We start from the raw sequence: 12,439 nt of genomic DNA, 5'->3' as shown, positions 1-12,439 counted from the left end.
TCTGCTCAGGAGCCGCTTAGGCCGACCGTTTCACCGCATCGCGACCAGCCGCCGCGACGTCGAGCCGGCCGAGCATCGCCCTCGCCTGTTCCGCGCAATACTCGATCAGCCAGCGCTCAAGGGCGACAGGCGCGAGCGCGGGGGCATAGAGGAAGCCCTGGACGACGTCGCAGCCAAGCTCGGCCAGGATCTTGCGCTGGCCTTCGGTCTCGACGCCTTCGGCAACGACGGTCAGGCCGAGGCCCTGGCCGACGCGCACGACGGCAGTGGCGATGGCGAGTGCGCCAGCATCTTTGTCGACGTCGCGCATGAAACTGCGGTCGATCTTCAGCTCGCGAATCGGCAGATGGGCGAGCCGGCTCAGGCTCGAATAGCCGGTGCCGAAATCGTCCACGGACAGGCCGATGCCGAGCGCGCGGATCGCATGCATCGTCTCCAGCGCGGCAGCGCCGTCCTGCATGAAAGTTCCTTCCGTGATCTCGAGCATCAGCGCGTCCGGCGGCAGCGCGTGTTCGGCGAGGATGTCCGTGAGCCGCGCGGCCAGCGTGACGTTGCGGAAGTTGAGCGGCGACAGGTTGACGGAGACGCAGGGGATGTTGAGCCCGGCCTGGCGCCAGTGCGCCATTTGCCGGCAGGCCTCGCGCACCGACCACAGGCCGATCTGCTCGATCAGGCCGCATTCTTCCGCGAGCGGAATGAATCTTGCGGGCGAGACCTCGCCCAGCGCTGCATCGTGCCAGCGCGCCAGCGCCTCGACGCCGTGGACGGTGCCGTCGCTGCTGCGGATCTGCGGCTGATAGCTGAGCGTCAGCGCCCCCTCCGCGACGGCCCGGCGGAGCGCGGCGATCATCGCCAGTCGCTGCTCGGCGAGCCCCTTCATCTCGGCAGAGAACATGCGATGGGTCGACCGGCCCGCCAGCTTGGCCACGTACATGGCGGCGTCGGCCTGCTGCATCAGCGTGTCGATGTCGGAGGCATGATCGGGGTAAAGGCTGATGCCGATGCTGGCCGACATCGCCATCGGCTTCGATCCGAGCCGAAACGGCGCGGCGAGGGCCTCGGCGATACGCGACGCGACGCGCTCGGCGCCCTCGGCATTGCGATGCGGCAGCAGGATGACGAATTCGTCGCCGCCGAGGCGGCCCAGCATGTCCTGAGGCCCGATCTGCTCGCGCAGGCGTTGCGCCAGCTGGATCAGGAGCTCGTCACCGGCGGCATGGCCGAGCGTGTCGTTGACGTCCTTGAAACGGTCGACGTCGAGGAAGGCGAGCGCGACATGGCAGCCGGTCGGACAGGCATCGATCGCGGTGGTGATCAGGTGCCGCAGCTGCGCGCGGTTCGGCAGGCCGGTGAGGATGTCGTGATAGGCGAGCCGCGCGATCTCGGCGCGCGCCTCCTTGCGCTCGATCGCGAAGGCGCCGAGGTTGACGCAGGCATCGACGATGCGCCGGTGCCAGTTGCTGGGCGCGCGCGGCTCGCGATAGTAAAAGGCGAAGGTCGCGATGACACGGCCGTCCTTGGACTTGACCGGGGTCGACCAGCAGGCACGCAACCCGATCGCCAGCGGCATGGCCTTGTAAGGCTGCCAGCGCGGATCGGTGTCGAGATCTTCAGCCAGAACCGGCTCGCCATAGAAGGCGGCGGTGCCGCAGGAGCCGACATCGGGGCCGACGGCGAGGCCATCCAGTGCGCGGGAATAGTCCTCGGGCAGGCTCGGGCCGCCAAGCGGGTGGATCAGGCCTGCGGCATCGACGTGCAGCAGCGAGCAGACGACGTCGGGCGCGATCTGCTCGACGCGGCGGCACAGCCGGTCGGCAATCTCCGTGATCGGCACCTCGTCGGCGAGCGCGCCCATGATGAGCTGCTGCAGCGAGCGCAGCTGCCTGCTCTCGGTGATGTCCTCGAGCAGCGCGAAGATGTGCTTGACGCGGCCCTTGTTGTCGCGGAAGACGTCGATCCGGGCGCACACCCAAATCTCCTGACCGTCCCTGGTGTAGACCAGCGTCTCGACTTCGCCGCGCGGTCCGCCATCGACGAGCCGCTTGACGAGCCTGGCGATCGCCGTGCGGTTGGTATGGCGACCGGCGATGAGTTCGGCCGCGCGCCGGCCCTCCGCCTCCGCGCTGGTGTAACCGAACAGCGTCGTGAAGGAGGAATTGACGTAGCGGATGTTCTGCTCGACGTCGGTGATGAGCACCGCGCGATTGGTCTGGTCCGAGACCGCGTTGAGGAGCCCGATTCTGACGCGACGCTCGGCGTCCGCGGTCACGTCGCGCGCGAATACGATGTGATGGGTGGCGCCGCCGATGGTCGCCGAGGAAAGTGCGATCATCGCCTTGATCCGGCTGCCGTCGCGCCGCACCAGACTGATCTCGTCGCGGAAATCCACGACCGGATCGGCCTGAAGGCATCTGAGAGTGAGAATTGCGGCATCGCCGCCCAGGGCGTCAGCGCGCGCCAGCTTCCAGATCCGCTCTGCGCCGGCATTGAAATGCGTGATACGACGCGCGCCATCGACGATGACGATGCCGTCGTCGGCGCATTCGAGTGCCGCACGCAGCGCGTCAGGCATCTCGGGCACAGGGGCGTCGCAGCCAGGCATCGTCGGATCCGGATACATCGCAAAGATGCGAAACTCGGCCCGAGGCTAACGCTTCGATGGTGTCCAAGACGTTTTTGCAACCCGTCGGCGTTCGGCGAAGGCACGACATGCTTAACATTCCGCGAACGCCGAGAAGTAATGCGGCGCAGAGGGGGCCCGTTCGGCGCGAGACGCCTGTGCGGCCGGTCGATCAGGGGGCTCAGGCGGCGCCTATTCAGAGACGGTCACGGCCGCCGCGTCCAGCGGTCGGCGTTGACGCTGCCCTGCGGGGCCTCGCCCTTGATGATGGCATCAACCTGCCGCACCGTTTCCAGCGACTGGTACTCGATGGCCTGCGGCGTCAGGCCGCCGACATGCGGCGTCGCGACAACGTTGTGAAGCTTTGCCAGCTCCGGCGTCGGCATCTGGTCGGGGGCGCGGCCGACATCCATCGCGGCACCAGCGATGCGGTTCTCCAGCAGCGCCTTCGCGAGCGCGGCGTCGTCGACGAGATTGCCGCGCGAGAGGTTGATGAAGACGGCATGCTTCTGCATGCGCGCCAGCGCCGCCTCTCCGATCAGTTTTTCGGTCTGCTCGTTGGCGACGGCGAGGCAGACGACGAAGTCTGAAGCCCCGAGCAACTCGTCGAGGCCGACCTGCCTGATCGCGCTGTCGCTGACATCGGCGAAGGGATCGGAGACCAGCACCTCCATGCGCATCACCTTGGCGATTTCGGCGAGATAGCGCCCGATGCTGCCATAGCCGATGATGCCGATCCGGCTGCCGGCGAGCTGCCGCCCCATCCGCGCCTCCGGCTTGCGGCCCGCCTGATAATCAGCCGTGGCCCGCGACACGCCGCGCGAGAGATCGACCATGAAGCCGATCGCCAGCTCGGCAACCGCCTGCACGAAGCCCGGGCCGGCGCGGGTCACCAGCACGCCGGCTTGCGAGGCGGCTTCGACATCGACGTTGCGGATGTCGACGGCGCAGCGGACGAAGGCGCGCAGGCGCGGCAGCTGCGCAAATATCTCGCCGCGGCCTTCAGTCATACGATCGGCGACGATGATGTCGGCGTCCTCAGCCGCCTTGACGAGGCTAGCCGAGTCGAGCGCCTGGTCGCCCTCATGCAGCATCACATCGGCAATGGCGCGCAGGCCGTTCAGGCTGCGATCGCCGTAATAGTTGCGGCGCATCTCCGGCGTGTGGGCCAGCAGGACTTTCACGGCAGCACTCCTTCAGTAGCCGAATGCGCGCGGCAACGCGGTGGAGAGCCATGGCACGAAGGCGATGACGAGCAGGCAGAGCAACAGGAGGCCGAGATAGCCCAGGATCGGCCTGACCGTCTGCTCGATCGGCACATTGCCGATCAAACATGCGCCGTAAAGGCCGAGCCCGAGCGGCGGCGCGAACAGGCCGACGCCCATCGCGATGACAAGCACCACGCCGAAATGCAGGGGATCGATGCCGAGCTGCACCGCGACCGGAAGCAGCAGCGGCCCGAAGATGATGAGCGCGGCCGCGCCTTCCAGAACCGAGCCCATCACGATCAGCACAGCGATCGCGAGCAGCATGAACAGCCAGATGCCCGAGGTCCTGGACAGTCCCAGCATGAACTCGCCGACCGCATGCGGCACCTGCTGCAAGGTCAGCGTGAATGCCAGCGACTGCGCGGCGGCGACGATGAACAGCACCAGGCCTGCACGCGTGGCCGCCTGCACGAAACCACGCGCGGCCGATCTGAAACTGAGCTCGCGGAACACCACGCTGCCGACGACAAGTGCGTAGGCGACGGCAAAGGCGGAGATTTCCGTAGCCGTGGCAAAGCCGCTCTTGAAGCCGAAGAAGATCATGAAGATCAGCCCGAAGGAGGCGAGCGCGCCGCTCCACAGGCCCGAAACCGGCACCTGCCGCTCGACCTCTTCGGCGTCACCAGGCGGCTTGCCGAAGGCGATGGAGAACGCGATCAGCACCGCCGCCATCAGCGCCGCCGGCAGCAGCCCTGCCATGAACAGGCCGCCGATCGAAAGGTTCGCGACGAAGCCCAGAATGATCAGGTTGATGCAGGGTGGGATGGTCTCCGCCATCACCGCGGACGCGGCAAGCAGCGCCACCGCGCTGCCCGGGTTCTGCCGCGAGCGGCGCGCCGCCGGGATCAGCACGGAGCCGACGGCCGCAACATCGGCCATCTTCGAGCCCGAGATGCCGGAGAACAGCACCATCGAGGCCACCATCACGACGTTGAGGCCGCCGCGCATGCGACCGACCGCGCGCTGCAACAGCTCGATCAGGCGCACCGACATTCCGTTGGCTTCCATGAGGTAGCCGACGAGGATGAAGAACGGGATCGCCAGCAACACGAAATTGTCGATGCCGCGCGCCATCTGCTGGGCGAAGATGACGCCGGGCAGCGCGCCCTCGACCCAGATGAAGATCAGGGCGGCCAGCGCCAGCGCGAAACCGATCGGCAAGCCGCCGAACAGCGTGGCAAAGAAGCCGATCAGCATCAGCATGCCCGCCGATGGCACCGATGATGGGGACAGGTAGTCCCAGATGAGGTAGAGGCTGGTCACCACGGCGATGGCGATGAGGCCTCCGACGATGTCCGGAAGCGGCCGCGCGCAGAGATGATCGATGGCGAACACCGTCATGAACAGCGCGCCGATGCCCATCGGGTAGAACGTGAGCTCCAGCGGCAGGCCTGAACCGGTGGTCTGCCCTGATGTCAGCGAGCCCAGCTTGATCGCATTGTAGGCGACATAGGCGGAGATCAGCACGACGAGCACGGCGCTGGCGGCATCGACCAGCGTCCGCAGCCGCAACGACAGCAGATCGCGGAAGAAGGACACGCCGACATTCTCGCCGCGCGCGAGCGCGCTTGCCGCGCCGAAGAAGGCGGAGCCGACCATCAATCCGCGCGCGACGTCGTCCGACCATTCGACGGGCGCGTTGAAGAAGAAGCGCAGCAGCACGGAGGCGCAAACGACGGCGAGATCGGCGGCCAGCAGAACGGCCGCGATCGCGTCGCTGCAACGCAGCAGCAACGCGATGCCGCCGTTGCGGCGGTTCGGGAGCGGTACGGCTTCTGCCACCACCATCTCAGGCTTGTGTCGAACGAATGATGTCGATGACCGCCTTGGACTCCGGCCGCGCCTTGATGAAATTGTCGGTCTGCGGCGCCACCCGCTTCTTGAACGCCTCGCGATCGCATTCGGCCACCGTCACGCCCTTCTCGGTCAAGGCCGCCAGTGCCTCCTTCTCGACCGCGAGCCCATGGGCGCGCGTGTCGGCCGCCGCCTTCTTCGCGGCGTCGAGGAAGCCCTCGCGCAGCTTCGGATCCATGCGGTTGAAGGTCATGTCGCTGAAGTAGATCGCGAGCGGCGAGAAATTGTGCTGCGTCAGCGCGTAGAATTTTGCCGTCTCATAGAACTTGCTGGCGAGGATCGTCGGCGGATCGTGCTCGAGACCGTCGAGCACGCCGGCCTGCAACGCCGTGTAGATTTCGCCGAACGCCAGCGGTGTCGCGGCGGCACCCATCAGCCGCAGGCATTCCGTGATGACGGGATTTGGCAGCGTTCGGATCTTGAGACCCGCGAGATCCTCCGGCGTCTTCACCGGCTTCCTGGCAAGCACGCTGCGCGAGCCGAAATTATAGGCCCAGGCGATGATGCGGATGTTGCTGCCCTTGAGCAGCGCGTCCTCGATCGGCCTGGCCGCGCCGGCGTCGAAGGCCTTGGTCTGCTGCGGAAAGCTCGAGAACAGAAAGCCGAGATCATAGGTGCCGACCAGCGGCACCAGATTGGCCGAGATCGACGAGCCCGACACCATGAGATCGATGACGCCGAGCTTCACCGAATTGATGACGTCGATTTCCTGGCCGAGCTGGTTGTCCGGGAAGAACGCGACCTCGACTTGGTCGCCGAGCCCGTTGCCCTTCAAATTCTTGACGAGGTTGTCGTAGTAGACGCGGCCGTTGGCGAATTTGGGATCGTTCGGCAGCGAGGAGGAGCATTTCAGCTTCAGCGTCGCCGCTTCCGCGCGGCCGATGATGGCGGGAGACAGCACGAGGCCGGCGGTCACGGCCGTCGACGACTTGAGGAACGTGCGACGGCTGAATGGCACGATGGTCATGGTCTCTCTCCCGAATATTGTTGTTTTGCAGCCGCGGTCGTTGCCATGGCCTGTTGCGCGGAGAGTATGGCCAAAGCGACGGGGCAGGCAAGGCTCGCGGCTGGGGGCGGCGCGAGCGCGCAAGTGGCGAGCGCGCGGCAAGGATGGCCGGGGAATGCCTATGATTGCCGATGTTTTCAATCATGCCGCAACGCGACCGAACAACGGGCTGCAAGATTGACGTAGATCGATCCAATTCAGGTATGGATCGATACCGAACGCGGATCGATGGGCAGGCAGCAAAAAAGCTGCGGGACCGAGATCCCGCAGCTCTCGCAGTTCAATGATACGACTGACGTCAGCGTGACGACGCGATGCTCAGCTGTCCGTTCGCCGCCTCGACATCGCGCGAAGGCCGCAGCGCGAAGGCGCCGTCGCCGAGCAGCGCCTGCGCGGCCAGTGCAATCGCCCAGAACGCCGGGTATTCCCAGCCGCCCTTCGGGTTGGTGAAGAAGAAGCCGGCGGCACCATGCACGGTGAAGATCGCGCCGAGCAGGATCGGGATGCCGGCAAGCGCCGCATAGCGGGTCCAGATTCCGAGGATCAGGGCAATGCCGCTGAGAACTTCCACGGTCATGACGAGGTAGGCGAGCTCGGGCGGGAAGCCGAGGCTGCCAAAGAACTTTGCAGTGCCTGCGGGGGTGAAAATGAACAGCTTCAGGCCAGCGTGGGCCAGAAACAACGCCCCCAAGGTCACGCGCAGCACCAGCGCGGCGTAGGGAGCGGTACGGGAATCGATCATAGCGGTCTCCATTGTTGGCCGCTGTATGATATATTCTCAGAAGAATGATAATCCGCTATTTTGGAAATATACTTCACACCATTGGAGCGAAATAGATGCTCGACCGCCTGACCAGCCTGGAGGTCTTCGCCAAGGTGGCGGCCAACGGCAGCCTGTCCGGCGCGGCCCGGGCGATGGGCCTGTCGCAGACCATGGTGACCAAGCATGTCGCCTCGCTGGAGGCGCGGCTCGGCATCAAGCTGTTCCACCGCACCACGCGGCGGCTGTCGATCACCGAGGCCGGCCGCCTCTATCTGGAGTCCTCGGAGCGGATCCTTGCCGACATGGAGACGGCCGATGCCGCGGTCGCGCGCGAGCGCGTCGAGCCGCGCGGATCATTGCGGGTCAACGTGCCCGTCGTGTTCGGCACAAGGCAGATCGCGCCGCTCATCGCGGACTTCTCGGAGCGCCATCCCGAGGTGACGCTCGAGCTCGGCCTCAATGATCGCCTCGTCGACCTCGCCGAGGAAGGCTGGGATCTCGCGATCCGCATCGGCAAGCTGCGCGACTCCTCCATGGTGGCGCGAAAGCTCGCGCCGAACCGGCTGGTGGTCTGCGCGGCGCCGTCCTATCTGGCGAAACACGGCACCCCGCGCAGCGTGGCCGACCTCGCCGCGCATAATTGCCTCGGCTACACGCTCTCACAGCAGGCCAGCGCGGCGGAATGGCTGTTCGGCGCGGAGGGTGAGATCCGCGTCCAGGTCTCCGGAAACCTGCGTGCCAACAACGGCGATGCGCTGCGTGCGGCCACGCTCGCGGGCCTTGGCCTCGCGCGGCAGCCGACCTTCATCGTGGCCGACGATCTGCGCGCCGGCACGCTGGTCGCGCTGCCGCTCGACCAGCCGGAGATGCAGTCCTCCGCGGTGCATGCGGTCTACCTGCCGGATCGTCGTCCGCCGGCGAAGGTGCGCGCCTTCATCGATTTCCTCGCCGCGCGCTTCGGGCCAGAGCCTCCTTGGGATCGTGGACTGTTTTGACATCGCAATGACGCGTCGGCTCGGGCAGATGCCCTGCCCCATCTGCTCGAGCGTGAGCTGGCGCACAGACAGAGCAATGGCGGTCGACTAGAGAAGGTGACATCCTCGCGCCATTGCCCGATGGAGGTGACACCATGCGCCGTCCAGTCCTTCGTCTTTTAGTTCTTGCCGCCGGTCTCCTTGCGCTCACCCGTTTGATGACACCGTCCCAGGCTGCAGCCGAAGCCCGTCTCGCGCTGGTGATCGGCCAATCCGCCTATCGCACGGTGCCGGAGCTGCCCAACGCCGCCAATGACGCCAAGGGCATGGCCGAACTGCTCGGCAATGCCGGCTTCACGGTCACCGCAGCGCCGAACCTCGCGCAGAACGAGATGCGCCAGGCGATCTCGGACTTCGCCGGCAAAGTCAGCGCCAGCGGCGCCGACACCATCGCGCTGGTGTTCTATGCCGGCCACGGCCTGCAGATCGACGGCGAGAACTATCTCGTGCCTGTCGATCTCGATCCCAAGCGCGAGGCGGACATTCCGCTGCAGGGCGTGCGGCTCAACGATCTGCTCAATACACTCGGCGCGCTGCCGACGCGGGCCCGCATCTTCATGCTCGATGCCTGCCGCAACAATCCGTTCCCGGCGCTGTCGGGCGCCGGCCATGGCCTCGCCATCGTCGACACCAAGGCCGGTGCACCGGGCTCCTTCATTTCATATTCGACCTCGCCGGGGGCGGAAGCCGAGGACGGCGCGGGCGCCGACAGTCCCTACACCACGGCCGCATTGACGGTCGCCAAGCAACCGAACATCCCGATCGAGGAGGTGTTCAAGCGCATCCGCATCGCGGTGGCGCAATCGACCGACGGGCGGCAGATCCCCTGGGAAAGCTCGTCGCTGACGACAGACTTCAGGTTCTTCGGCGAGAGCAGCAACCAGCCGCCTCCTGCTTCCGGCGCCAATGCGATGGCGCTCGCCGGCGCCACCCGCAGCGTCGAGGAGTGGCGCAAGGATCTGCAGGGCAAGGACGCCAAGGTCGCCTATGATCTCGTGATCGCCGACGACACGGTGCCTGCGTATCAGGCCTATATCGAGCTGTACGCGCAAGACATCCGCACCCCGCGGCTGCGCACGGTGCTGGAGCGGCGGCGCCAGATGCTGGCATGGGACCGCGCGTTGGCGATCAACACCCGCGCCTCATACGAGGCTTATCTTGCGAATTGGGACAACAGCGATCTCGCCGCCACCGCGCGCCGGCTGCTGCTCCGCGTGCAGAACCGCAATTATGCCTTGCCGGTTGCGGCCGCCGCGCTCCCGGTTGCCGTCGCCATGGCGCCGACCTGCCCCTGCTCGGCCCCGACGCCGCCGGCCACGCCGATCAATCCGACGGTTGCGCCTGTCATCAAGAAGCGCGTCGACGACACGCCCCCGCCGACAAGGCGCAAGGTCGTCGACACGCCGCCGAAGCGCCGGCCGCCGCCCGACGAGGTCGTCGTCGAGCGCGCGCCGCCGCAAGGCCCGCCGCCCGGCGCCGTGATGCAAGGCATCGGCATCGGGATTGGCATCGGCATGGGTATGGGTGGCGGCGGCCGCGGCGGCGAGATGGGGCACGGCGATTACAGCCGCGGTAACAGATACTGAGGTCACTGATCGCGAAGCGGAGGGTAAACTTGCCCTCCGTCACGGCGAGCGGAGCGAAGCAATCCAGAGTCTTTTCCGCGGAGGGATTCTGGATTGCTTCGCTCCGCTCGCACGACAAAGAGGCCGCACCCTGCCTCTCTTCCGGAAATGCTGTAGTCTGATCGACAGACTCAGGATGTTCGGAGATTTTTCGTCGATGCCGCAAGAGGTTCACGCCAAGCACGCATGGCCGGTCTTCCGCTCGCTCGCATCCTATGCCCTGCCCGGCGACCTCATGGCGGGGCTGACGCTCGCGGCCATCGCGATCCCCGAGCAGATGGCGACCGCGAGGCTCGGCGGCTTCGCGCCGCAGATCGGCTTCTTCGCCTTCATGGCGGGCTCGCTCGGTTTTGCGCTGCTCGGCGGCAATCGCTTCCTCTCCTGCGGCGCCGATTCCACGATCACGCCGATCTTTGCCGGCGGCCTTGCCGCGCTCGCAGCGGCCGGCTCGCCTGAATATCAGGGCCTTGCGATCGCGCTGGCCTTGATGGTCGGCGCCATGATGCTCGCCGGCGGCGCGTTCCGGCTCGGCGGCATCGCGAACCTGCTATCGATGCCGGTGATGATCGGCTTTCTCGCCGGCATCTCCGTCCATATCATCGTGTCGCAATTGCCTGGCGTGCTGGGACTGGACTCGCCGAGCGGACCGACGCTCGATCGCATCGGAGTGCTTGCAACCGAGATCGGCCGCACCAATCCTGTCACGTTCTGCATTGGCTTCGGCGTGCTGGCGGTGGTCTTCGTCTCCGAGAATATCAGCCCGAAAATCCCGGGCGCGCTGATCGGGCTCGTTGCCGCCACGCTGGCCACCATCGCGCTCGGCCTCGAGAGCAAGGGCGTCAACGTCGTCGGCGTGGTGCCCGGCACGCTGCCGCGGCCGACCTTTCCTGATCTCGCGCCGGAGCTATGGGTCCGAATCGTCCCCCTCGCCTTCGTGATCACGGTCGTCGTGATGGTGCAGACCGCGGCCACCACGCGGTCCTTCCCGTCCGATCCCGACCAGCCCGCCGATGTCGATCGCGACTTTGTCGGCGCCGGCGCCGGCAGCGTATTATCGGGTCTGTTCGGCGCCTTCCCGGTCAACGCCAGCCCGCCGCGCACGGGCATCGTCGCCGAGACCGGCGGACAATCGCAGCTCGCAGGACTTGCGGCTGCCGTGATCGTGCTGTTGTTGCTTGCCTTCGGCACGGGATTGTTGCGCCACGTGCCTGATGCGGCCCTCGGCGGCATTCTGTTGTTCGTGGCGCTGCGGATCATCCGCGTGAGGCAGATCGTCACGATCTACCGCCAGTCGTTCAGCGAATTCCTGCTGATCGTCGCCACCGCCGCACTCATCATCGTGCTGCCGATCCAGCAGGGCGCGTTCCTCGGCATCGTGCTGTCGCTGCTACACGGTATCTGGAGCACCACGCGCGCCAAGCTGGTTGAGTTCGAGCGCGTGCCGGGCACCACGATCTGGTGGCCGGCACATCCGCATATCACCGGCGAGCGCGTCAATGGCGTCGCGGTGATCGGACTTCAGGCGCCGCTGTCCTTCCTCAACGCGCCGGGTTTCCGCAGCGACGTGAGCAAGGTCATCACGGCAGCCACGCCGCAACTGCTGGTGCTGGAGGCGAGCGGCATGGTCGAGATCGACTTCACCGCCGCGCAGATCCTGCTCGACGTCTTCAAGGCGTGCAGCGCGCAAGGCGTCACGGTGGCGCTGGCCCGGCTGGAATCGGTGCGCGCACAGGACGCGTTCGAGCGTTTCAAATTGTTCGACGTCCTGCCGAGGGAGCACGTCTTCCACAGCGTGGACGAGGCCGTGCACAGACTGGCGAAATAATCACGACAGCAGCGTGGGATGGTCCCGCTGCGCCGTTTCGCGGATCCAGCTGGCGTGGATCGCGCGGAACAGGATCTGCGCCGTCTTGAGGTCGTTCGCGGTCATGCAGAGATCGACGATGCGATGCACCGCGTCGTCGCGCATCAGGCCGTCGGAGATCTTCATCGCAATTTCCATCGCGACCTTTGCGGCGCGCTCATAGCGCGCACTCTCGCCGTCCTCGTTTCGCGCAGAGCCGGCGGCGCTCTGGGCCGCAGCATCACAAATGGCGCGGATGCGCGCGACGGCTTCGATGTCGCCGAGCGGCCATTCGACCGCTTCGTCCCAGATCTCTTTCCGCGCCTTGCGCGCGAACCACTTCATCGCCATTCCACGCAGTCTTCCGCTTCAGGCCCACTCAGCATAGATCGGCGAGACGATTTTTGCACCACGCCCCTTCGCCGA

At 66.3% G+C, this 12,439-nt stretch carries 9 protein-coding genes; 3 read left to right on the top strand and 6 right to left on the bottom strand.

Annotation, left to right across the window (positions count from 1 at the left end; all coding sequences use genetic code 11):
• Window positions 1-16: 16 nt before the first annotated feature.
• The 5 genes from ACVWZ4_RS20750 to ACVWZ4_RS20730 all read right to left on the bottom strand — a co-directional run bounded on the left by ACVWZ4_RS20750 (window position 17) and on the right by ACVWZ4_RS20730 (window position 7,490).
• Window positions 17-2,602: an EAL domain-containing protein gene (locus ACVWZ4_RS20750; RefSeq protein ID WP_456790318.1), complete on the bottom strand. Its 2,586-nt coding sequence runs from the start codon at window positions 2,600-2,602 to the stop codon at window positions 17-19.
• A gap of 224 nt (window positions 2,603-2,826) precedes the next feature.
• Window positions 2,827-3,804 (bottom strand): NAD(P)-dependent oxidoreductase, encoded by a 978-nt coding sequence (locus tag ACVWZ4_RS20745; protein ID WP_456735989.1) that lies wholly within the window; start codon window positions 3,802-3,804, stop codon window positions 2,827-2,829.
• A 12-nt stretch (window positions 3,805-3,816) separates the two neighbouring features.
• Window positions 3,817-5,676, bottom strand: coding sequence for a TRAP transporter large permease (locus ACVWZ4_RS20740; RefSeq protein WP_456735990.1), 1,860 nt, complete (start codon window positions 5,674-5,676; stop codon window positions 3,817-3,819).
• Between the two features lies 1 nt (window position 5,677).
• The gene (gene dctP / locus ACVWZ4_RS20735; RefSeq protein ID WP_456699003.1) at window positions 5,678-6,709 is read right to left on the bottom strand and encodes a TRAP transporter substrate-binding protein DctP; all 1,032 of its coding nucleotides are present in this window, start codon (window positions 6,707-6,709) and stop codon (window positions 5,678-5,680) included.
• Window positions 6,710-7,046: 337 nt separating this feature from the next.
• Entirely contained in the window at window positions 7,047-7,490 is a 444-nt protein-coding gene (locus ACVWZ4_RS20730) for a DoxX family protein (RefSeq protein WP_456699004.1), read from the bottom strand.
• A gap of 95 nt (window positions 7,491-7,585) precedes the next feature.
• Between ACVWZ4_RS20730 and ACVWZ4_RS20725 the strand changes: the two genes are divergently transcribed.
• The 3 genes from ACVWZ4_RS20725 to ACVWZ4_RS20715 all read left to right on the top strand — a co-directional run bounded on the left by ACVWZ4_RS20725 (window position 7,586) and on the right by ACVWZ4_RS20715 (window position 11,995).
• Window positions 7,586-8,506 (top strand): LysR substrate-binding domain-containing protein, encoded by a 921-nt coding sequence (locus ACVWZ4_RS20725; RefSeq protein WP_456699005.1) that lies wholly within the window; start codon window positions 7,586-7,588, stop codon window positions 8,504-8,506.
• A 134-nt stretch (window positions 8,507-8,640) separates the two neighbouring features.
• Complete coding sequence (locus tag ACVWZ4_RS20720; protein ID WP_456741066.1) at window positions 8,641-10,131, top strand: caspase family protein; 1,491 nt, start codon at window positions 8,641-8,643, stop codon at window positions 10,129-10,131.
• Between the two features lie 196 nt (window positions 10,132-10,327).
• Window positions 10,328-11,995: a SulP family inorganic anion transporter gene (locus ACVWZ4_RS20715; RefSeq protein WP_456735991.1), complete on the top strand. Its 1,668-nt coding sequence runs from the start codon at window positions 10,328-10,330 to the stop codon at window positions 11,993-11,995.
• Here the strand turns inward: ACVWZ4_RS20715 and ACVWZ4_RS20710 are convergent, their stop codons facing one another.
• On the bottom strand, window positions 11,996-12,358 hold the full coding sequence (locus ACVWZ4_RS20710; RefSeq protein WP_456699008.1) for a hypothetical protein: 363 nt from the start codon (window positions 12,356-12,358) through the stop codon (window positions 11,996-11,998).
• Between the last annotated feature and the right edge of the window lie 81 nt (window positions 12,359-12,439).

The organism is Bradyrhizobium sp. USDA 4472 (assembly GCF_054058595.1).
This window is presented reverse-complemented; position numbering and strand designations above follow the sequence as displayed.